Origin of the sequence: Prevotella sp. oral taxon 376, assembly GCF_003043945.1 — a bacterium.
Taxonomy (GTDB): Bacteria; Bacteroidota; Bacteroidia; order Bacteroidales; family Bacteroidaceae; genus Prevotella.
Genome location: NZ_PYXG01000001.1, coordinates 1,531,318 through 1,554,661, shown reverse-complemented (window position 1 = coordinate 1,554,661; position 23,344 = coordinate 1,531,318). Strand labels below are relative to the sequence as shown.

Sequence of the window (23,344 nt, the reverse complement as noted above, 5' to 3'; positions counted from 1 at the left end):
TATAAAGTTGGAATGACACTATTAAATAGAATACGAACAATTGCTTTATTAATTATAAAATCCTTATATTTGTAGAATAAATGGTTTCTAAAGTAAGTCGTTATGTGTAATTTATTTCCAGACGAACAAGTGGCAGTTGATTTTTCCGTCAAAATACCCATTTTTATAGGAAAAAATAAAAAGACCTATTATATTGGGAAAGAGAAAGGTATTCTTAAAAAGTATGAGGGTAATGCCTTTTCAGGCTATGAGTTTCATACCATACATGGATTTGTCTATTTTCTGTCGAAAAATAAAGATAAATATCCTACCGAGAGCTATAATGCAGTATTTTATCTTCAATTGGAGAAGGAACAAGAACTAACTTTAGAAGCAATCCAAAGTTGTAAGAAAAAACTGCTTGTCGGGAAACATCCATCTGTTTCAAAAATTGTTTCTTCTTGGTATAATGGATTTCAATACAAACAGGAAAAACAAAACGAATCTGGAACCATTGTACAATATGGACTGCGCCCGCCTCAAATCGGTGCATTACATTCAATTTTAGCACACTGGAGTATTTCAAACAAATCAGCTTTGGTTGTAATGCCGACTGGGACTGGAAAAACAGAAACGATGCTCTGTCTATCAATAGCAAATCAAAATGAAAAAACATTAGTTATCGTCCCGACAGATTCATTACGAACACAAATCTCCAATAAATTTATTGAACTGGGTATTCTTAAAACTGAACCATTTGAAATTGTTGCAAATTCAGTCCTTTATCCAAAGGTTTCTGTACTTAAAACGACCATTGAAACAGTAGAGGATGCAAAGAAGATATTAGATGCCAATGTAATTGTTTCCACACCTCAAATTCTGACAAACCTCCTCAAAACAGGGAAAAGTAATATTTTTAATCTGATAGTTCAGCAATGTAATAATTTGATTGTAGATGAGGCACATCATATCGCAGCAAAAACTTGGAAAGAAATAAAGTTAAAATTTGAAGTCGCAGAAAAACCTGTATTGCTATTCACAGCAACCCCATTCAGAAATGATGGTGGTCGTATTGAAGGAGAAATCATATATAACTATCCTCTGTCTTTGGCACAAAGAGACAAGTATTATGAAAAAATCACATTTATCCCTATCGTAGATTTTAATCCCGCAACGGCCGATGAAAAGATTGCAGAAAAGGCTATTGACACACTAAAAAGAGATCTTGAAGCCGGATATGACCATATTTTAATGGCTCGTGTTGATGAGAGAAAAAAAGCAGAAGAAATTTACGAACAGATATATAAAAAACATTCAAAGTATTCTCCAGTCTTAATTCATAGTGGAATATCAAAAGTATCACAGCGAGAAATACTTGAAGGAATTAAAGAAAAACGACACCGAATTATTGTTTGTGTAGATATGCTTGGAGAAGGATTCGACCTTCCCCAATTAAAAATTTGTGCAATGCACGAAATGCACAAAAATATAACAACATCCTTCCAGTTCATTGGGAGGTTTACACGGACAACAGGAAGTAATCTTGGAACAGCGACTGTTATTGCTAATATCGTTGACAATAGATTTAAAGGTGTGTTAAATGAACTATATCGTAAAGATTCGGATTGGGATAAAATCATAAGCCAATCAAATGAAGATATTATCGGGAGCATTGTTAAGGAAGAAAGTTTCTTTAAGAACTTTTCGGACGTACCGATACCACACAAAATACCTCTGCGGAACATTATGCCAGCTATGAGCACTGTGGTATTTAAACTTTATGATAGCAATGTCTTTTGGCGTCCTGAAAAGTATATTGATTATTTCAAAAATAAAAAATATGAAACTGTTGCTGTTGAACATACTAAAAAGAATTTGCAAGTAATCATTGCACGTAACACGGAAAAAGTTGCTTGGGGAAAAATCGACGACCTGATTAATACGGAATACGACTTGTATATTGCATATTTGAACCCAGAGCAGAAACTTTTATATATCAACAGTTCAAATAATGGGTCTACTCATGATAAACTTGCAGAAGCATTAGTTGGTAAAAATATTTCTTTATACAATGAAAGTGATATATACAGGGTCTTGCATAATGTTTTTCAGTTGGAGTTGTTTAATCTTGGATTAAAATCACACTTGGATGGACCTATTAGTTTTACAATGTATGCAGGAAATGGAATTGTCAAAGGATTAAGCGAGATAGACAAAGGAATGCATAGTTCAAATTTATTTGGAACAGGATATGAAGACGGAGAAAAAATAACTATTGGATGTTCTAATAAGGGGCGTGTATGGACAAAGTTGGTTAAATCTATACCGGATTATTGTGAATGGTGTGATAAGATAGGAAGTAAATTGCTAGATGAAAGGATTGATACAAAAAATATTTTTGATTTTATTCAAAAGCCCGAAAGAATATCAACTTTTCCCTCGGGAAAAGTTCCAATATCAATCAAATGGAATGAGAAGTTTTACTATGACCCTCTATCAGCGATTGATGACTCCAACTTGCTAATAGACCATAACATCGAGTTAGTAGCCTATACCTCCAATACTATTGATTTTGATATTATCACGGGAAATAGTATATCTTCATATAAGTTGGAATTAGATGAAGATAAGAATGGTCGAGGATATAAATATAGCCTCATAAAAGGAAATCCAATTATTGTAAGTCAAAGAAAAGAAAGTAAAGACATTATAGATTTATTCTTTGAGTATCCCCCTATCATATGGTTTCAAGACAATTCAAAAATGTACAATGATTTATTTTTCTTGTTCAACTATAAGTCCCCTATTTTCGATACGAAAAAGATATTGGTGTATAATTGGGACGGCGTCGATATTACTAAAGAATCGCAGAAAAAAACGAAACAGGAAGATTCAATACAGTATAGAATACTTGAGCTATTGAAGAAAGAACCGGAGTATGATATTATTTTTGACGATGACGATGCAAATGAGGCAAGCGATATCATCGCAATAAAAGGATATCAGTCAGAACATAACAAACTTATATTTGAATTATATCATTGTAAATTTTCTTCCAACAAGAAACCTGGAGGGCGGTTGAAAGATTTATATGAAGTATGTGGGCAAGCACAAAGAAGCTATCATTGGAGGCATAATGCTATAGAGTTATTAAAGCATATGAACCGTAGAAATAGCACTCGACTTACGCAAGGAGGACCTTCACGCTTTGAAAAAGGTGGTGATAATGAATTACTGATAATCCAAAATATGCTATCATCAAGTTATTGCGATATTGAATTCCATATATATGTAGTTCAACCAGGAATAGAAAAGAATAAATTAGTCAACAGCCCTGGTTCATTGTCACTACTTGGCGCAACGGACTTGTTGTTAAAGAGAACGGGGAATGAATTTTATATAATCATTAACAAATAAATGGAAGTCGATAATATATTGAACAAGATACTGCAAATAGAGCATGGTTTTCAGCACATCATTGATGGAGCCGACGAAATCCTTTCTACATACTCAAAAGAACAGTGCTTTGAATTTGCACTTGAATTGTTAAAGCACGAAGCCTATCAAGCCCGAATGTTGGCAACAACGATATTGGGCAGATTGGCAACAGAAGATAATAACGCACTTCGTTTTCTGAAAGAGCGAGTAAGCACTGATGAGAATTGGCGAGTGCAGGAAATGCTTGCAAAGGCTTTCGATGAAGTTTGCCGACACAGAGGGTATGAAGTTTCTTTACCTCTCATAGAGGAATGGATAACAGACGATAATCCAAATGTTATCCGTGCTGTGACTGAGGGATTGAGAATTTGGACAAGTCGCCCATACTTTAAAGAAAATCCTTCAGTGGCTATTGCTCTCATTGCTAAGCATAAGGCACATGAAAGCGAATATCTTCGGAAATCCGTAGGAAATGCTTTAAGAGATATAAGCAAGAAGCACGCAAAATTGGTATGGCAGGAAGTGGAGCGATGGGATTTATCCAATCCTCGAATTTCGTTTACTTACAAACTCGCGGCCAAGCTACTAAAATGAATATTACAATGAGTAAAGCCATTCTTTTTATTTTCTCTGGACTACCAGCAGTTGGCAAATCCACACTTGCAAGATTTTTAGTAAAAGAGTTTGGAGCTGTTTATCTGCGTATTGATACTATAGAACAAGGACTGAAAGATTTATGTCGTATCAATGTTGAGGGAGAAGGCTATCGATTGGCATATCGTATGGCAACCGACAATCTGCAATCGGGCAACAATGTCGTGGCTGATTGTTGTAACCCTATTGAACTGACAAGGCGCGAATGGGAAGAGGTTGCTGTTAATAACAACTGTCGTTTTGTAAATATTGAGGTTATATGTTCGGATAAGACAGAACACAAAAAGCGTGCAGAACAGAGAAATACAGAAGTTGCAAATATGAATCTCCCTGTATGGGACGACATCGAAAACCGAGAATATCACGAGTGGCACAAAAGCCGTATCGTCATTGAAACGGCAGGAAAGACTATTAAACAATGCCAAGCCGAGCTAAAAGAAAAGGTTGCTGATAGTCTTTCGCAAAAATAAGATAGTCAAGAATATGAAAGCATAGACGGTTCGTTGAAAGCAACCATCAACAAAAAGCTCTGTTATACAAAACTTGTGTATGAGAGAATAAACCGAATGCTCGGACTTTATCTATCGCCACAAGAAATAGAACGTTTGACTTCTTTAGACATTACAACAGATAAAGTATAAGAAAAAAGTATGGAACTACAAACAAAACGCCTGCTATTGAGAGCATGGAAAGAAAGCGATGCTGAAGCATTATACAAGTATGCACAGAATCCAAACGTTGGTCCGATTGCTGGTTGGCCACCACATACAAGTGTAGAGAACAGTCGTGAAATTATAAAGGCTGTACTCTCTGCTCCTGAAACCTATGCAGTTGTGTTGAAAGAAACTGGTGAAGCTGTCGGCAGCGTTGGAATAATGACTGCAAGAAGCGAAATCCACAGCGCAAAGATTGCGGACAACGAATGTGAGATAGGTTATTGGATTGGCGAGCCCTATTGGGGACAAGGCTTGATTCCTGAAGCCGTAAACGAATTGCTTCGGTATGCTTTTGAGAACTTACGGCAAACTACGGTTTGGTGTGGGTACTACGATGGCAACGAGAAATCGAAACGAGCACAAGAGAAATGCGGATTCGTTTACAGCCATACAGAAGATAATAAGCCTGTTCCACTGTTAAATGAGGTTCGTACAGAGCATTTTACCAAAATCACTTTAGAAGATTGGAAGAAACTGAATCGGTAGTTTGAAATAAGTAACTAGAGAAATTATGACAAGAATAAACTTAATAATGATGCTTCTTCCTTTCGTGTTTATGGTTCATGATTACGAGGAAATTATTATGTTTAGGCGTTGGATTGACAGAAATAGGGAAGAATTGAAAAAACGATTTCCTAAAATCGAATCGTTTTTTACTCGACAAGGACCTTTCGATTATTCCACTTCGACCTTTGCCGTTGGTACTGCTCACGAGTTCATACTTATTTCTGTTGTTTCGTTTTGCTCGGTTTGGACAGGTCAATATCAATGGTGGTTTGCTGCATTGACAGGATATTCCGTTCACCTGTTAATGCATATTGTGCAGTGGATTGTATATCGAAAGTATGTGCCCGTTATCATTACAAGCCTCCTTACATTGCCTTACTGCATCTATTCTTTTGCTGAATTCTTAAAAGTAACAGTTTTATCTTTCCCACAACTGGTTCTATGGGTAGTTATTGGTATTGTTCTTACCATACTAAGTGTGTTTTCTGCATTCTTCTTTATGGATAGGTTTCAACGTTGGGAGAAAGGTAATAAATAAGAAATATATGATGGAAGATTATTATAAGATAAACAAAGAAGCATGGAATGCAAGAACAAAAATTCATTTGCATTCTTCATTTTACAACTTGGACAAGTTTAAAAGAGAGGTACAGTCTGTTCCCGACTTGGATTTGTCTCTATTAGGAGATGTTCGAGGAAAGTCTATTCTGCATCTTCAATGCCATTTCGGCATGGATACGCTTTCCCTGTCAAAGATGGGAGCTAATATCGTTGGTGTGGATTTCTCGGAAGAGGCTATACAAACAGCAAAGTCGTTGAATGAGGAATTAGGGCTAAATGCACAATTCTGTTGCTGCAATATCTATGATGCGCCTACCATGTTGAAAGGGCAGAAGTTCGATATTGTATACACATCTTATGGTGTAGTTAATTGGTTGCCAGACTTAATTCAATGGGGACAAGTAATTTCACAAATGCTGAAAGACGGTGGAAAGTTTGTTATCGTGGAATTCCATCCTATTTTGTGGATGTTTAATGAAGAATTCTCGCAAGTCCGATATGCTTATTCACGCAAAGAGCCTTACATTGTGGAAGAATCTACCTACACTGATTCGGAAAATGACAATCGGGAAAAGACTGTTACGTGGAATCATGGGCTGGCTGTAGTGCTGAATGGTTTGCTCTGTAATGGTTTGCAAATAAAGTCTTTCGGAGAGTATGATTACTCGCCTTTCAACCTATTTGGGAATATGACAGTTGAAAAGAACGGAACGTTTAAAATCGCAGGAAAGAATGGCGAAATACCGATGCTGTTTTCTGTTATTGCCGTGAAGCATCTGCAAAGACATGGTAGCATATAGTCTGTCCGTAGTAATAGTAATTTCTACTTTTTGACTACAACACCAAAGCTTTTCCTTTCACCGCATTATCCCTCCTTGTAGTAATGTAGTAAGATAATATCAGTGAAAGAGAAAAGTTGTATATCAATTGATACTGCCACCTCCGTATAGAAATATCTGTTCTACCATAGGTGTTGGGTGTTGTAACTCTTGGCAGATGTAGTTCCTGAACAAATGTGCTTCCATGCTGTCCAATTGATAAGACAAAGCGATGATGATAGTGAGCGGATAAAGCGGAGCATATCCTCGCAGTCGTCCGTTCACAAAAACTTCTTCCTTACCTGCATTCCTTTCGTCAGGGTGCAGATGAGATGTTTTCAGAAGCAGTTGCAGGTGATAATTGAGTTTCTTCCATGTTACACCGAAGAAATCTACGAGTTCACTCTCCGTCATGGCTATATCGCCATTTCCCTTGCGAACGATTTGTATATTGTCGCTCCATTCAAAATAGCTGCGGTCTCTTTTTGTTTGATGGTGATTGATGTTCATATTGCTTTCTCCTTTTGATATTTTCTTATCAGTCTGTCCATATCCTCCGAAATCTTATTGTCTGTCACCTGTGCGTAGATTTGAGTACTGGATATAGAGGCGTGTCCCATCATTTTGGCAATACTCTCGATGGGTATTCCTGCACTTAAACTCATCGTTCCGAACGTGTGTCTCGCCATGTGGTAGGACAACCTTTCTCTGATACCACAAGCTTTGCCCACGATACTTAACTTGGCTGCCATTACACTTCGGCTGCAATCATGGGGAAAGACAAGGTTATCTGTCCTTGTTTCAGTTTCACCTTTTTCTTTCACTGATTGCCCTCCTCCGTTTTTCTCTTGTTCAGCCTTGTAATGTTTGATGATGGCTTCCGCTATCGGGTGCAGGGGTACGATAAACTCCACCTTTGTCTTCTGCCGTTTCTTTCTAATGTACTTCTGCCCGTCCGCTGCCGTTTGGATATGTCCATATTGCAGGCATTCCATGTCGGCAATAGCTAAACCCGTAAAGCAAGCGAAGATGAACATCAGCCTTGCCTGTTCTGCTTCCTTGTCGTTTACTTTCAAAGCCATAAGTTTGGCAACATCAGTCTTTTGTAGAAAGCGTATCTTCTGTTCCGTTTTCTCATACTTAACATTCTCAAAAGGATTACAGCGAATGAGTCTCTGGCTGACCGCACGATACATCAGCCTACTCAACCAACAAAGATAACGATTCATGGTTGCTGTTGCCAAACCTCGTTTTTTCAGATAGAAACGGTATTCTTCAAACAAGTCTTCCATAATGGTGGATATGGGTATATCCTGCACTCCTTTGTTTTCGACAAATTCACGGAGATTTCTGTCAGAATGGAACAGGTTCAGATAAGTTCCCCCTGCCCTTGATTTGCCCACGCACTCTTTAACGGATTGTAGTTCGGCTTTACTCATGGCAAGAAGTGTTGTCGGTATGGTGGCTACTCCCAACAAACGGTTTTTAAGTAGTTCCACGCTTACCACTCCGCCATTTATCAGTATCTCCTGATAGGTCTTTTCTACAAGTTCTTTGAACTCGCCGATTCTTTGATTGGTTTTCTTATCAGTTGTCAATCCTTGTTTGCTATTCCACTCGGAGGACCTGCATTCCTCGCCTGTGGTAATGGCGGTAGTCTTTCCGTCTATGGTGATACGGCAGAGAATAGCGGTCTTTCCGTCTGCCTTTGTCTTCTGTTTGTTGATATAGAATAGTGTCTTGAATGTACTTCTCATAAAATCTTGGTTAAATGGTTAAACGTAAATCTTCGGTGAAAGAGAGGAAACGGTTAAACTCCTCAAAGAGTTTCTGTGGTGTTACCTTTGCATAACGTTCGGTCATACTTACATTCGTATGTCCCAGCATCTTGCTGACCGTTTCAATAGGAACGCCCTGTTCCAAGGTGATAAGCGTGGCAAAGGTATGCCTTGCAGTATGCGAAGTAAAGGGAAAAGAAATACCGGCCCGTAATCGCAAGGCTTTAAGACAGGACTGATAAGTGGGATATTTGATATGGGGGAGCAGTGTTTCCCTTTCATCGCTGTGCATTTTCTCAATTAATCGAACTGCTCCCGGCAACAGTTTGATACGACAAAGCACACCCGTCTTTTGTCTGTTGAACTTCAACCACAAACTACCTGCATCATCACGGACAAGATGCTTCTTGCTTAGCTCCATCAAATCACAATAGGCTGCACCGATATAACAGGCGAAGAGAAACACATCACGAACGGCTTCCATTTCCTCTTCCAACTCATCAAAGCGGAGTACTTTGAGTTTGTCCAATGCTTCTTTGTCAAGAGCTTTAGGTGCTTTCTTGTCTCCTCGTTCTATATGTACTTTATCAAACAGAAGCGTATCAGCCAGTCCCTCACGATAAGCCAGCCTACAGACGGTCTTCAAATCTGCTGCCACTCTGAAGAATGTGCTTTGCTGATGACCGAGTTCACCGAGACAGAACGTCTGCAATTCGTAGATGAAGTTTTTTGTCAACAGTGAGAAAGCCAAGTCCGAAACATGGTATTTCTTCTGAATGAACTCCTGTAATCGTTTCCGAGTGGAATGATAGGCGGACATAGACTCTTCCTTGATGTCTATACCGATATGGCTTTCTTTCTCCTTGATGAGCATATCCAACCTTTCGATGAGCCTGCATCTTGCCTGTACGCTGCCTTGAAACAGCTCCTTTACATCGGTTGCATCAAATGGCTGCCCTTTGGCAATCAACGACTGATAGGCAGATTGAATGGAAAGCAACAAATTCTCCAATCTCCCATTAATCTCCACCGCCTCACGGCTCTTGCCGTCCATCCTGCTCTCACGAGGATTCCACAAGTCGGGATTGCAGGAAAGTTTACAACTGAACTGGGCAATGGAGCGCCCAATGGTAATACGCCCCATAATCGGAGCCTTGCCCGACTTGTCCAAACCGCTCTTTTTAAGGTAGAGCAACACCTTCATCTTCTCTGTTTTCATACGCTTTAATATTTGTGGGCAAAATTACCCGAATTAAAGCGTTCCTCACTTACGCAGAAAACTGCCGACCGAAGCAATAGCCACACGAACGATAATAATTCAGTTACCTATTTCTTCTCCATCGTTACCAACATCAAAACAAGGTAACACTCTGGTAACTGAACTTCTGCCTAAATCTGCATATTTCTGCCCTTTACAAATAGAGTAGTATTATGCTGATTTATGTATTTCCTCCTCATTATCAGTTAGTTTGCGCCAACTCCTATACTTCTTCATTTTCATTGATTAGTTACACGCTGCTTGTAACACGATTACACACCGTTTGTAACACGATTACACACGGCTTGTAAGAAGTCGGAAAGCGGCAAACAGGAAAGGAGAACGCCGCGGCTCCGCGGCAGGAAGACGGCCGCCGGGGTCTCCGTGCGCATGCGGCATGTGAGGAGGCGAGAACAAAAACGGCCTGATGAAATTCTTCACCAAGCCGCTTGAGAATATATTGAGTTTCAGCTGAAATCATCTTCTGCTGCCCTTCAGGGTGGCCTGCCTCTGTCCAGAGCCTATACGCCTCACTCCCCCGGCCTTGCCAGAGAATATCTGCTCTGCCACCATGGTCCGAGTGCCGAATGCCGGTTTGGCGTAAGTTACGCGGCTGAAGTTGAAGTCGTCGTATTCGTCCAGCCCGTTGGTATTACTCGTCATTCTGCCCCTGAAGATGCCCTCTGAGTCGCTCAGCTTGTCGAGGTCGGAGTAATAGACCACCATTTCCACGCCCTTTCCCTGCCCTTCGTCCGAGTCGAAGTCGAGGATGATGTTGCCGTAGCCGTCCACGCTCCAGTTGAATCCCGTCTTGCTTTCGGCAGAACCGTCGGAATAGTTCCAGCGATGCTCCTGCCCGCGCCCGCCTTTAGCTCCCGTCGAGGTCAGGTCGAAATCGTATTCTGCCGTGCAGGTGGCCTGCGAGTAGCCGGAGTTTCCCGCGTCCCTCCAGTTCATGACCAGATTGCCGCTCCATGCGCTCGTGGCGAGAATACCCACCATCGCCACCTGGCACTGGGCATACCACTTGCTGAGCTCCGCGACGAAAGCCCGAAAATCCGCGTCGTAATACTGGTCGTAATAGCCGCCGTAGCTGTCGTAGTTGTTATAAAACCACTGTTGCGTGGTCTTGTCGTCCGTTCCGAACTCGCCATAACGGTCGAGGTAGGCGTTCATGGCATCGGTGAGATTGAACTGGTCAATCGGGTCTCCCCAATCATCATGGTCGCCGCAGGATGTTGCTGAGAACAGGAGCATCATCGCGCAGGCCAAGGCCAAGGGTGCAGAAAACCTTTTCATAATCGTATCTTTTAGAGTTTTTGTTTCTGCTGCAAAGATACGAAAGTCTCAACCGCGGCAAGGCGTGGAATCCCTATTCCTTAGAGGAGAAATCCCTAATCTTTCCAGGAAGTCTCCCCCAAGGTGCCGGCCGGCTTCCCCCCATAGTGCCAGCCATAGTAGTGGTTATAGCCGTCGTAGCCGTAGTCGTCGGCCTTGAAGAGCCTGAAAGCGGAGTAAGAGCCATCCCCGTTCTCCACCTGCCCGTGGAAGTGGGTATCGTTGATATGGAAATGATGGATATAGCGCGTGGGCAGAGAGCGGTCGCGATAGCGAATCTCAACAGTATTTCCGTTGTCCATCACATACCAGTCGAAGTAGTCTCGGTAGCGATGGCCGTTCAGATAGTCCTGCTCCCATCCCCTTCCATGACGGGCTCCGGGCTTCCCGTCGAAGTACCACACCGTGTAATAATCCGAGCTGTAGGACCCCCAGCGGCCCTGATAGAAGTCGGTGGAGACCTGCCCTTCCCAGGTTCCCCACAGCAGCATGGCCACCTGCTGATCGTCGTCGCAGGCGGTAAACAGGAAAGCCGGCAGCAGCAGGAGCAGCAGGGCGAGCACTCGCAGAATCTTTCTCATCACAATCCAAGTTTCCGTTGATAATATCGCTTGCAAATTTAGTACTTTTAATAAAACTATGCAAGCGATTTGAAATTTAATTCGTATTTTTGCATTCAGAAGATATTAGACATACAGACAAACTAATTTATTAATATAAGAAGAAAGAAATGAGAACAGTTTATGAATTCTCTGTCAAGGACAGAAAAGGGCACGATGTATCGCTGAAGGAATATGCCAACGAGGTTCTCCTCATCGTAAACACGGCCACCAAGTGTGGATTTACCCCTCAATATGAAGAATTGGAAAAACTATACGAGACCTATCACTCCAAAGGCTTCGAGATTCTGGACTTCCCCTGCAACCAGTTCGGCCAGCAGGCTCCGGGCACCGACGAGAGCATCCACGACTTCTGCAAGCTCAACTACGGCACGGAGTTCACGCAGTTCAAGAAAATCAAGGTGAACGGCGACGAGGCCGACCCGCTCTACAAGTTTCTCAAGGAGCAGAAGGGATTCGCCGGATGGGATGAGACCCACCCCATCTATCCCGTCCTCGACAAGATGCTGTCGGAGGCAGACCCGGACTATAAGCAGAAGGCCGACATCAAATGGAACTTCACCAAGTTCCTCGTCAACAAGAAGGGGCAGGTGATAGCCCGCTTCGAGCCTACGGAGAAGATTGCCAACATTGCTAAACTCATCGAAGAAGAACTGGAGAAATAATGGAACATACTAAATGTCTGATTATCGGTTCCGGACCTGCGGGCTACACGGCAGCCATCTACGCCGGCAGGGCCAACCTGCAACCCATTGAATACTGCGGGCTGCAAATGGGCGGACAGCTCACCCAGACCACCATCGTAGAAAACTTCCCGGGCTATCCGGAAGGCGTGGACGCCAACCAGATGATGACGGAACTTCGCCGGCAGGCCGAGCGTTTCGGCACCGATGTGCGCGACGGAGCCATCGTGAAGGCCGACTTCAGCCGGAAGCCCTATGTGCTCACCACCGACCGCGGGGCGGAGATTTCGGCCGACACCGTGGTCATCGCTACCGGCGCCAGCGCCAAATACCTGGGGCTGGAAGACGAGAAGAAATACAACGGAATGGGCGTAAGCGCCTGCGCCACCTGCGACGGGTTCTTCTATCGCAAGAAGACGGTGGCCGTAGTGGGCGGCGGCGACACGGCCTGCGAGGAGGCTTCCTATCTGGCCCAGCTCTGCGCCAAGGTCTACATGATTGTGCGCAAGCCCTATCTGCGTGCCTCAGACATCATGAAGAAGCGTGTGGAGAGCAATCCGAAGATAGAAATTCTCTACGAGACCAACACCCTCGGCCTCTATGGCGAGGGAGGCGTAGAGGGCGCCCATGTGGTCTACCGCAAGGGTGAGGCCGACGAGCGGAAGTATGACCTGCCGATCGACGGATTCTTCCTTGCCATCGGCCACAAGCCGAACACCGATGTATTCAAGGGGCAGATAGACATGGACGAGGTGGGCTACATCAAGACGCAGCCCGGCTCGCCACGGACGAATGTCGAAGGAGTGTTTGCTGCCGGCGACTGCGCCGACCCCACTTACCGCCAGGCGGTGGTGGCAGCCGGAACGGGTTGCATGGCCGCCCTCGAGGCAGAGAGATACCTGAACCAGTAAGACAGCGCCCCTTTCCGACCGGGGCGCATCATCATCAGGAGATGTGCCGGGAGTTTTCCGCAGGATTACCAGCAAGTGGTAATGCCGTTACAAGCCGATTGTAGCGATGCCGGGAAAACTCTTGGCACATCCTTTTTGCGTTTACCACGCCCTCAGCTTGCCGTGCCCTCATGCCCGGAATGAGCCGACGGGCTGCCCAGACTGCCTATCCAGAGTCCCGCGAAGGTGAGCAGGCCGTTGATCATGAGCATCTCGTAGCCGAACCGATAGCCCGTGGCAGCCTCCACGACCCTGTCCGTGGCATAGCAGATCAGCGGCGACGCCACGGCCACATAGGGCACCGTGCGGTCGTTTACGCCCCTATGCGTAAGCAACCCGTAGGCAAAAAGGCCCAGCAAAGGCCCGTAGGTATAGCTGCACATGATATAGATGGCGTCGATGACACTCGTGGAATTGAGGACCCTGAATGCCAGAATGAAGAGAATAAAGACCACGGCCATCATCACATGGGCACGCTTGCGCAAGCCTTCATCCCCCTCGCGGCCTCGGATGTCGACGCAATAGCTCGTGGTGAGCGATGTCAAGGCCGAGTCGGCACTGGAGAACGAGGCCGCCACAATGCCGATGGTGAAGAATACCACCACGATGTTTCCAAGCCTTCCCGACGCCGCGAACAGGGGCAGAAGCTCATCGCCCGAAGACGGGACGGCCACGCCCTGCTGCCGCGCGAGCTGCAGCAGCAGCACGCCAAGGCACATGAACAGCAGATTGGCCGGTACGAAGGCGAAGCTATAGGCACACATGTCCTTCTGCGCATCACGAAGGTTCTTGCAAGTAAGGTTCTTCTGCATCATGTCTTGATCCAGTCCTGTCATCACGATTACGATAAAGATGCCGCTCAAGAACTGCTTCCAGAAGTTCTGCCTCGACAGCCAGTCGTCAAACACGAACATGCGGCTATGGCCGTCGTGCGCAATGGCCGCCACCGCCTCCGACACATTCAGGTCGAGCTCGCGCATCACATGGAAGAAGATAAGAATCAAGGCCGCAAACATGCAGATGGTCTGGAAAGAGTCCGTCCACACCAATGTCTTGATGCCGCCGCGCCTCGTGTACAACCAAATCAGCGCCACCATCGCCACGACCGTTACCGGAAAGGGCACGCCAACCTCATCCAAGACGAACTTCTGGAGGATGATGCAGACCACATAGAACCGCACGGCAGCCCCCGTCATCTTAGAGAGGAGGAAGAAGGCGGCTCCCGTCTTATAGGAGCGCATGCCCAGCCGCTGCCTCAGATAAGAATAAATGGTGGTAAGATTCAACTTGTAATATACCGGCAAAAGCACCAAGGCCACCAGGAAATAACCGATGATGAAACCCAGGCAGGTCTGCATGTAGGTCATGTCGGTATACTCCACCATGCCCGGCACACTCACGAAGGTAACGCCCGAAATGCTCGCGCCCACCATGCCGAAGGCCACCATGTACCACGGCGACCTCCTGTTGGCCCTGTAGAATGTGTCGTTGTCGGCATGACGGGCCGTCAGTCTGCTGAGGAGCAGCAGGATGAAGAAATATGCCAGAACGGTGAGAATGATTATCATAACGACTACAAAGATACTAAAAAACGGATACTCGCGGGACAGTTATCCCATTTCATTGCTGCCGCCCGTCCATAAGTCTCAGAACCTCGACGGCCTCCTTCACCGTCCGCACCTGCAAGACATGCATCATCCTGCGCCCCTTGACCTCCTTCAGGTCGCACCGGCGGGGATTGGAAGCTATGTAGTTGATCACACGGTCGAAAGCCTGGCTCTTGTAATAGGCGCTGTCGGGATTGGAGACAAACTGCAGGTTCAGCAGTCCCTGGCGCAGGATGATCTTCTCGCAGCCCAGCCGCTTGCCCAGTCGGCGCAAGGCCACCACCTGCATCAGCTCCTCACCCTCGTGGGGCACAGGGCCGAAACGGTCGATGAGTCGGCTACGATAGTCGGCCAGTTCCTTGTCGTCATTAATATTGTCGAGCTCCCTATACAGCAGCATCCGCTCGCTGGAACCCGGTACATAGGTATCCGGAAAGTACATCTCCAGGTCGCTCTCAATGGCGCAATCTTCCACAAACTCATCGCCGCTGAACTGCTTCCCCTGGGCTATTTCCTCCGCGTAGATATCCTGAAACTCGTCGTTCTTCAGCTCCGTCACTGCCTGTGAGAGGATTTTCTGATAGGTCTCATAACCCAAATCTTCCATAAACCCACTCTGCTCCGCACCCAGCAGATTGCCCGCGCCACGGATGTCCAGGTCCTGCATGGCGAGGTTGAAGCCGCTGCCCAGTTCCGAGAAGTTCTCCAAAGCCTCAAGCCTGCGGCGAGCCTCGGGGCTAAGCACGGATTTGGGAGGTGCCAAGAGATAGCAGAAGGCCTTCCTGTTGGAGCGCCCCACCCTGCCTCGCATCTGGTGCAGGTCTGACAGGCCGAACCGGTGAGCGTCGTTGATGATGATGGTGTTGGCATTGGGGATGTCGATTCCATTCTCCACAATCGTCGTGGAAAGCAGCACATCATAATCATAGTTGATGAATCCCATGATGACGGTTTCCAGCTCTTCAGGGGGCATCTGTCCGTGGCCGATGGCAATGCGGCAATCCGGAACATACTTATGAATGAGACCGGCTATCTCCTGCAGGCCGTCGATTCTGTCGTTCACGAAGAACACTTGTCCGTTCCGGCTCATCTCGAAGTTGACGGCATCGGCTATCACCTCATGCTCATAGGTGGCCAGCTCCGTATGAATGGGGTATCGGTTGGGCGGCGGAGTGCGGATGATGCTCATGTCTCGGGCTCCCATCAGCGAGAACTGCAGCGTCCGCGGAATGGGCGTGGCACTCATGGTGAGGGTGTCTACATTCGTCTTCAGCCGGCGGAGCCTCTCCTTGACCGAGACTCCGAACTTCTGCTCCTCGTCTATGATGAGCAGTCCCAGGTCGTGCCACCTTACATTCTTGCCTATCAGCTTGTGGGTGCCGATGAGGATGTCTATCCTCCCCGACGCCAGGTCTTCCAGCACCTGACGGGTCTGCTTGGCCGTACGAGCTCGGGACAGATAGTCTACGCGGACGGGAAAATTCTTCAAACGGTCGCGGAAAGTCTGATAATGCTGAAAGGCAAGCACCGTGGTCGGAACCAGAACGGCAACCTGCTTGGAATCGTAGGTGGCCTTGAAAGCCGCACGCACGGCAACCTCGGTTTTTCCAAAACCCACATCGCCACACACCAGGCGGTCCATCGGGCGGGCACTTTCCATGTCGGACTTCACCTCCTGGGTGGCTCGCAGCTGGTCGGGGGTGTCTTCATAGAGGAAGCTGGCCTCCAGTTCCCGTTGCATGTAAGTTTCCGCGCTGAAGGCAAAACCTTTCTCGCGGCGACGCCGGGCATAGAGACGAATCAGGTCGCGCGCGATATCCTTGATCTTCTTCTTCGTCCGCTCCTTCAGGCGTTCCCAAGCTCCCGTCCCCAGGGTGCTCAACCGGGGCGGCTCTCCTGTATCCTGCCGACGATACTTGCTAATCTTATAGAGTGAGTGGATGGACACATCCACCTTGTCGTTATTCTGATAGATGATGCGAATAGCCTCCTGAAAACCTCCATTGGGATTAGGAAGTCGCACCAGTCCTCCAAACTTGCCAATTCCAAAGTCTACATGAACGATGAAATCGCCGGGCTCCATTTCCTGCAATTCCTTCATGGTCAAAGCCATCTTCCCGGCACGGGCACTGTCGCTGCGAAGGCTGTATTTATGGAAACGGTCGAATATCTGATGGTCGGTAAAGAAGCAAAGCCTCAGGTCGTTGTCGGCAAATCCCTCGTGAAGAGTTTTGTCCACAGGCTGAAACTGAATCCCGGAACGCTGGCTGTCGTAGGAAGAGCGCTCACGGTCGGCACCCGTTTCATCGAAAATATCCTTCAAGCGCTGTTGCTGTTTCTGGCTGTCGGCGAGGATGTAGAGCTTATAACCCCGCAAGATATAATCTTCCAACGACTGCTTCAACAGGTCAAAGTTTTTATGGAACAACGGTTGCGGCGTGATATGAAACCGCAAGATGGCCGAATCCGACGGCCCTTCCTCCGGACTCTTGCCCGCGTCCGTCTCGATCTCCACTCGCTTAAACCGGACCATCTCCTCGCAGAACTGCCGGGCCGAGGAGAGATTTCCCTCCTTCTGGAGACTACGGACAATCTCGGCCCGCTCCATCTCCGTGGCAACCTCCAGCTGCTCTGTCATAGCCTGACGGGAGAAGCCCTCCTGATAGATTCTGTCAATGACGCCACACACATACGCCAAATCCTTCACTACCACGAGGCTGTCGTCCGGCAGAAAGCTAAGGAACGACACCTTCTCCGACTCCGTCATGGCAAGTTCCGGAACAATCTCCGCCTCTTCCCTACGGTTCTTGGAAAGTTGGTCCTGGACCTCAAAAGTGCGGATGGTGTCTATCTCATCGCCAAAGAAATCTATGCGATAAGGGTACTCACAAGAATAGGAATAGACATCGAGGATGCTGCCGCGAAGGGCAAACTGCCCCGGTTCGTAAACATAATCCGTCTCTACGAAGCCGAGGCTGCGCAAGGTCTTCACGACATCGGTTACATCTATGCTCTGCCTTATGCGCAATTTAAGAAGCTGCGTATCCAGGTTCGTCTTGCTGACGACCAATTCCGAAAGGGCCTCCGGAGTGGTTACGATATACGACCGCTTCCCGGAGCCCAACCTGGCAAGCACCTCCGTCCGCAGAATCTCATTGGCGGCATCCCGCTGGGCGTACTTTATGGAACGACGATAACTGGAAGGATAGAACAGCACTTCTTCCTGACCGAGTATCTGCTCAAGGTCATGATAAAAATAGCCGGCCTCATCGGCATCTTGCAGGACAAATAGGATGGTTCGATGGACTTTGCTTGCCACAGAAGCAAACAACACGGGTGTGGCAGAAGCCAGCAAGCCCTGAAGGAAAACACGGTTCACCGATCTGTCTTCCAAGACCTTGAGGAGTGCTCCCGCCTGAGGAGACACTCCATACAAGTGGCTGATATCTTGAATTCTCATTTACTCTTCCGGCAGCAATGGATACTTGCGCAACCAACCATCTAGCCGTAATCTCATAACACCGAAGAAGGCCTCCCCAAAAATTCCACCGCTCATCTTGCTCGTTCCCTCACGGCGATTGACGAAGATAACAGGTACTTCCTTGATCTTGAAACCTATCTTATAAGCCGTGAATTTCATCTCGATCTGGAAGCCGTATCCCTTGAACCGGACTTCATCAAGCGGTATTGTTTCCAAAACACGACGCCTGTAACAAACAAAGCCGGCCGTCGTGTCATGGACCTTGAACCCCGTAACCAGGCGCACATACTTAGAAGCAAAATAACTCATGAGGACGCGCCCAATGGGCCAGTTCACTACATTGACCCCACTCACATAACGGGAACCGATGGAAACATCATTCCCCTCATCATGGCAGGCGGCATAAAGGCGGGGCAAGTCGTTGGGATCATGGCTGAAATCGGCATCCATCTCAAAGATATAGGCGTATCCGTGATCCAACGCCCACTTGAATCCAGTGATATAGGCTGTGCCTAAGCCCAATTTCCCGCTACGTTCGATAATAAAGAGGCGGTCTGCAAATTCCGTTTCCATTAACCGACGGACGATCTGAGCCGTACCATCCGGACTTCCGTCGTCAATGACAAGAACATGAAAACACTTCTCGAGGCCGAATACGGCACGGATAATCTTCTCTATATTCTCCTTCTCGTTATATGTGGGAATGAGTATAATGCTATCGCTTTCGTTCATATTCCATTCATCTTAAGTTACTACAAAGATAAGCTTTTTTTAATATATACAACCCTTCGGATCGTAATTATTTTCCCGATTATTGGTCTAGATTCTCTATATAGCCCTGATATTCTGGGACCAATCCTCCCATAACAGCCTTGTAAGCCTTATCCATAGCCTGTTTCTCAAACTCTGGCCCCTTGCCTTCTGGCATGATCGGATCATGAATGGTGAGACTCATGGGATGCCAAATTGCGAATTTCCAATCCCGCATTCGTGGCATTACATTAAAAGATCCGTTGATGGTCAGGGGCACGATAGGCAGCTGAAGCTCGTCGGCCAACATGAAGGCGCCCCGGCGGAAAGAGCCCATATGCCCCGTAAAGGTGCGCGCTCCTTCCGGAAAGACTACCAGCGACATTCCCTCTTTCAGGATCTCGCGGGCGTCGTCGTAGGTCTTTCGGACCTTGCTTGGCCCACTTTTGTCCACGAAAATGTGGTGAGCATACTCGCAAGCCATGCCCACCAGCGGTATTTTTCGTATTCCCCTCTTCATCATCCACTTGAAATTGCGATTCAGATAGCCATAAATCAAGAAGATGTCGAAGGCTCCTTGATGATTAGACACAAAGACATAAGACTGTCCCGGGACAAGATTCTCACGGCCTTCTACCCTCACAGGGAGGAACAGAAGCCGTATGACAATCCTCGACCAGTACTTCCCAGGGTAGTATCCCCAGAAGTGGCCGTTGCCAAACATGCATCCGATAACGGTTACCAAGGAGGTTATCATGGAGGCGAGGATAAAGACTGGCACAAAGATAAAGGTCTGGTAGATGCGGTAGAGATATTTCATTTTTTCTTATGTAAGGTTATTACAGTGATTTCGCTCGGCATGCCGAAGCGGAAAGGCACCACGCCGCCCAGTCCGGCATTCACATAAAGATAACGGCCAGACTGCTCGTAGAGCCCCTTGTCTTCGCTCATCATGAGCATCGTAGGACGGAATCCGAAGAGGCTCAGCTGCCCCCCATGGGTATGCCCGCTCAAAGTGAGCTGCACCGTCGACTCCGGCAGTATGGTCCTCCGCCATGCCGAGGGGTCGTGCTGGAGCATGACGACAAAGGCGCCGCCAGCCACCGACGACAGGGTTTTCCGCAAATCAGCCTTGTCCGGATGAGGAGCCACTCCCTCGTTTTCCTCCCCTGCAATGACGAGGGAGTCTTTTCCGCGATAGAGGACACGATGTTCGTTCAGCAGTAAGTTCCATCCGAACCCGCGTTCGAGAGAAATGATTTCTTGCTCATTGAACACTTTTACGGCCGAATCGGCCTTGATATAGGCGCTGTAATCATGGTTGCCCAGAACCGAATAGACGCCATCCTTGGCCTTCAATGAAGACAAGATGCCCCGCAGGGGGTACAATTCCGAGGGCTGGATATTCTGAATGTCGCCCGTAAAGACGATCGCGTCTGCCTTCTGAGCGTTGATACTGTCCACCGCCCTGAGGAGAATCTTCTTCCTCTTGCCCGTAAAGGTTCCCACATGGGCATCTGAGAACTGGACGACGCGATAGCCGTCGAAGCCGTCAGGAAGGTCGGCAAACTCCAAATCCACATGGTTGACATCCAGCTTGCGGAAGCCTGCCGTATATCCGTAGACGAAGACATAGACTCCAAACAGACAGGCAAAGAATCCAATCAGGTTCCCCCAGTTATGACGACTGTGCGTCATCTTGCACCAAAGACGCCCCAGAAAAGAGAACAAGGCGAAAACAGCCTTGGGACCGACCAGAAGCCCCACCAACGCCAAATACATATTCAGCAGTTTCAGGTCGTCAGGGACGAAATTCCTGATGGTTGCCAAAGCGACGGAGTAAACGAGCATCAGGATTCCCGGGAGCAGCCAAAGCAGGCGTCTCCAGAACCTGTATTTATAGCGGCGACGCAAATAATAGATGTCGAAATAGATTTCCGGCAATATGATCGCTAATATGATTGGAAATATGATTCGTGCTATCATTTTCTCAAAACAGTAGACTTAAATCCGCCCTTCACTCACCGGAACCTGATCTCCTGTCCGCTGGAATTCTCGTCGAAGACACCCTCATTATATATAAGGTGGCCGTTGCAGAAAGTCTGGCAAACCCTCCATTGGTACTCATGACCTATCATCGGACTCCACTTGCACTTGCTCTGTATGACATCCTCCGTTACTTTCCAGGGTCGCTGATTGCCCACAATCACCAGGTCGGCGACATATCCCTGACGGATAAAACCACGCTCCCGCACGCCGAACAAGGTAGCTGGGTGGTGGCACATAAGTGTCGCGATGTCCTCAAGGGTCAATATGCCCCCGTCTGACAACTCCAACATCGTGGGAAGGGAGAACTGGATCATCGGCATACCGGAGGCTGCCCGTGCGCAGCCACCTTGCTTTTCACTCAGAAGATGAGGGGCATGATCCGTCCCCACCGTGAATATCCTCCCATCCACGAGTCCTTTCCGAAGGGCTTCCCGGTCATGGGAAGTCTTGACGGCGGGATTACACTTGATAAGCGCCCCCCGCGTTTCATAATCCTTGTCGCAGAAATAGAGGTGAGCTATCACGGCCTCGCCCGTGATGTTGGATTCCTGCCCGAAGAATTCCAGTTCACGGGCCGTGGTCAGATGGGCCACATGCAGGCGGGTGCCGTATTCCCTCGCGAGGGCCACTGCCTGTGCCGTTGAGTCATAGCAAGCTTTCGCGCTCCGAATCAGCGGATGCGATCGCACCTGGGGGTCATCGCCATATTCAGCCCTGGCCCTCCGCATATTCTCGTTGACTTGCCGTGTGTCCTCACAATGGGTCATCACGGGAAGCCCCAGCTCGGCGGCCGTGCCGAATATCCGCCGCAAGGATTCCCGCCCGTCTACGAGCATATTTCCCGTAGAGGCACCCATAAAGAGCTTGACGCCCGGTATACGGCAGCGGTCTAAATCACCAAAGAGAGCGCTGTTATCATTGGTCGCCCCGAAGAAGAAACTATAGTTGACATGACTCTTCCGCCTTGCCAATTCAAACTTTTCTTCTAAGGTTTCGAGTGAGGTAGTGTGAGGATTCGTATTCGGCATATCGAAATATGAGGTAACACCCCCATAGGCCGCGGCACGGCTCTCGCTCTCTATGTCAGCCTTTTCGGTCAACCCCGGGTCACGGAAATGCACATGCTCGTCTATCACGCCGGGAAAAATGAAACACCCCGTGGCATCTACTTCTTCATCGTAGTTTCCACGGGGGGCGTCCTCTCCTTCCTTGATTTGGGCTATCCGCTCGCCTTCTATCACGATTGAACCCCGATAGGTCCGACCTTCATTGACTATTGTCCCACCATAAATCAGTATCGACATACAGGCTCGTTGTTATTCTGCCGGCTTTGCGAGCTCATTCGGAGTCGGAGCCGGCTGTGCGGGGACAGGCTGCGCCATCTGCGAAGAAGCCGAAGCATGGGGGGCGACGACAGGCACATCTTTCATTCCGTTCATGATTTGCTGATTCTCCTGTGCCTTTTCATAATAGTCCTTCACATAGGGATCGTTCTTGAAGTTGTCCGTTGCCTTGCTCATGATGTCCTCTATCCAGGGGTCGAGCATGGGATACTCGTTAGGAATCGTTACCAGGAAGAACACTCCCGGCCCCAGCACATTGTCAAAATTCTCCGTAACGAAAGAGGTTATCAGCTGGTCTTCTTCCTGCGAAAGACGGTTGGCCTCGGCATTCAGGCGCGCATTCACCACCTGCATGTCGCTACCGTTCATGATAGCCTGGTCGTGCTGATGGATAAGGTCGGCCTGCCGGTTTTTCAACTGACTGTACTTATTGAAAAACTTGAAGAGCTTGTCGTTGTAAGGCGTTCCGCTCACTGTCTGCTGGGTATTATCAAGCTTAATGACGATGTCGCCTCCCTCAATGACAAGAGGGATGATGCTCTGGTGATCCAGAAAGATGCTTGCCATACGCACGGTATCCACGGAGCCGGTAAACGAAAACTGACCATGCACCACATCGCAGGAGTCCAAATTCTTGAAGTCGTTGTTCTTCAGAACCTTCAGATACAGCTTCTGCCCATCCAATGTAGAGATATTGGACGAGCCCTGAATATTGAATGAGCTCGCACATGATGTGAGAGACAGCAGAGAGATAAACGCGTATATAACCTTATTCATATAGTCCGAAATGTTCTGAACAACAAAGATAGCACCT

The 23,344-nt window shown here is 47.4% G+C and carries 20 protein-coding genes; 8 read left to right on the top strand and 12 right to left on the bottom strand.

The window, feature by feature from the left end; translation table 11 throughout:
* The first annotated feature begins 102 nt into the window (after positions 1-102).
* From C7120_RS06720 to C7120_RS06695, 6 genes are all read left to right on the top strand, one after another.
* Entirely contained in the window at positions 103-3,396 is a 3,294-nt protein-coding gene (locus C7120_RS06720) for a DEAD/DEAH box helicase (protein WP_025066563.1), read from the top strand.
* Complete coding sequence (locus tag C7120_RS06715) at positions 3,397-4,011, top strand: DNA alkylation repair protein (RefSeq protein WP_107620885.1); 615 nt, start codon at positions 3,397-3,399, stop codon at positions 4,009-4,011. It begins immediately after the preceding gene.
* An 8-nt stretch (positions 4,012-4,019) separates the two neighbouring features.
* On the top strand, positions 4,020-4,541 hold the full coding sequence (locus C7120_RS06710; RefSeq protein ID WP_107621423.1) for an AAA family ATPase: 522 nt from the start codon (positions 4,020-4,022) through the stop codon (positions 4,539-4,541).
* Positions 4,542-4,721: 180 nt separating this feature from the next.
* The gene (locus C7120_RS06705) at positions 4,722-5,273 is read left to right on the top strand and encodes a GNAT family N-acetyltransferase (protein WP_060544098.1); all 552 of its coding nucleotides are present in this window, start codon (positions 4,722-4,724) and stop codon (positions 5,271-5,273) included.
* Positions 5,274-5,298: 25 nt separating this feature from the next.
* Positions 5,299-5,832 carry an HXXEE domain-containing protein gene (locus tag C7120_RS06700; protein ID WP_107620884.1) on the top strand — a complete coding sequence of 178 codons (534 nt, stop codon included), beginning with the start codon at positions 5,299-5,301 and terminating at the stop codon, positions 5,830-5,832.
* Between the two features lie 10 nt (positions 5,833-5,842).
* Positions 5,843-6,655: a class I SAM-dependent methyltransferase gene (locus C7120_RS06695; RefSeq protein WP_107621422.1), complete on the top strand. Its 813-nt coding sequence runs from the start codon at positions 5,843-5,845 to the stop codon at positions 6,653-6,655.
* Between the two features lie 123 nt (positions 6,656-6,778).
* Here C7120_RS06695 and C7120_RS06690 read toward each other — a convergent pair whose 3' ends face one another.
* From C7120_RS06690 to C7120_RS06670, 5 genes are all read right to left on the bottom strand, one after another.
* Positions 6,779-7,183: a hypothetical protein gene (locus C7120_RS06690; protein WP_060544097.1), complete on the bottom strand. Its 405-nt coding sequence runs from the start codon at positions 7,181-7,183 to the stop codon at positions 6,779-6,781.
* Complete coding sequence (locus tag C7120_RS06685) at positions 7,180-8,430, bottom strand: site-specific integrase (protein WP_107620883.1); 1,251 nt, start codon at positions 8,428-8,430, stop codon at positions 7,180-7,182. Before C7120_RS06685 ends, C7120_RS06690 begins: the two co-directional genes overlap by 4 nt.
* Positions 8,431-8,440: 10 nt before the next feature.
* The gene (locus C7120_RS06680; protein ID WP_107620882.1) at positions 8,441-9,670 is read right to left on the bottom strand and encodes a site-specific integrase; all 1,230 of its coding nucleotides are present in this window, start codon (positions 9,668-9,670) and stop codon (positions 8,441-8,443) included.
* 516 nt (positions 9,671-10,186) lie between these two features.
* Complete coding sequence (locus C7120_RS06675) at positions 10,187-11,008, bottom strand: hypothetical protein (protein WP_107620881.1); 822 nt, start codon at positions 11,006-11,008, stop codon at positions 10,187-10,189.
* 95 nt (positions 11,009-11,103) lie between these two features.
* Positions 11,104-11,628 (bottom strand): hypothetical protein, encoded by a 525-nt coding sequence (locus C7120_RS06670; protein WP_107620880.1) that lies wholly within the window; start codon positions 11,626-11,628, stop codon positions 11,104-11,106.
* Between the two features lie 149 nt (positions 11,629-11,777).
* Between C7120_RS06670 and C7120_RS06665 the strand changes: the two genes are divergently transcribed.
* Together C7120_RS06665 and trxB are read left to right on the top strand one after the other, a co-directional pair.
* Entirely contained in the window at positions 11,778-12,332 is a 555-nt protein-coding gene (locus C7120_RS06665; protein WP_107620879.1) for a glutathione peroxidase, read from the top strand.
* Positions 12,332-13,261, top strand: a complete 930-nt coding sequence (gene trxB / locus C7120_RS06660) for a thioredoxin-disulfide reductase (RefSeq protein ID WP_107620878.1) — start codon at positions 12,332-12,334, stop codon at positions 13,259-13,261. Before C7120_RS06665 ends, trxB begins: the two co-directional genes overlap by 1 nt.
* A gap of 152 nt (positions 13,262-13,413) precedes the next feature.
* Here the strand turns inward: trxB and C7120_RS06655 are convergent, their stop codons facing one another.
* The 7 genes from C7120_RS06655 to C7120_RS06625 form a co-directional block, all read right to left on the bottom strand.
* A complete protein-coding gene (locus tag C7120_RS06655) occupies positions 13,414-14,868 on the bottom strand; it encodes a sodium:solute symporter (RefSeq protein WP_107620877.1) in 1,455 nt (484 codons plus the stop codon).
* A gap of 52 nt (positions 14,869-14,920) precedes the next feature.
* The gene (gene mfd, locus C7120_RS06650; RefSeq protein WP_107620876.1) at positions 14,921-18,367 is read right to left on the bottom strand and encodes a transcription-repair coupling factor; all 3,447 of its coding nucleotides are present in this window, start codon (positions 18,365-18,367) and stop codon (positions 14,921-14,923) included.
* Positions 18,368-19,120, bottom strand: coding sequence for a polyprenol monophosphomannose synthase (locus C7120_RS06645; protein ID WP_107620875.1), 753 nt, complete (start codon positions 19,118-19,120; stop codon positions 18,368-18,370). It lies immediately after the preceding gene.
* 79 nt (positions 19,121-19,199) lie between these two features.
* On the bottom strand, positions 19,200-19,958 hold the full coding sequence (locus tag C7120_RS06640) for a 1-acyl-sn-glycerol-3-phosphate acyltransferase (RefSeq protein ID WP_107620874.1): 759 nt from the start codon (positions 19,956-19,958) through the stop codon (positions 19,200-19,202).
* Positions 19,955-21,124 carry a metallophosphoesterase gene (locus C7120_RS06635; protein ID WP_107620873.1) on the bottom strand — a complete coding sequence of 390 codons (1,170 nt, stop codon included), beginning with the start codon at positions 21,122-21,124 and terminating at the stop codon, positions 19,955-19,957. Before C7120_RS06635 ends, C7120_RS06640 begins: the two co-directional genes overlap by 4 nt.
* Positions 21,125-21,159: 35 nt before the next feature.
* Positions 21,160-22,491 (bottom strand): dihydroorotase, encoded by a 1,332-nt coding sequence (locus C7120_RS06630; RefSeq protein ID WP_107620872.1) that lies wholly within the window; start codon positions 22,489-22,491, stop codon positions 21,160-21,162.
* 12 nt (positions 22,492-22,503) lie between these two features.
* Entirely contained in the window at positions 22,504-23,307 is an 804-nt protein-coding gene (locus C7120_RS06625) for a DUF4369 domain-containing protein (RefSeq protein WP_107620871.1), read from the bottom strand.
* Positions 23,308-23,344 lie beyond the last annotated feature (37 nt).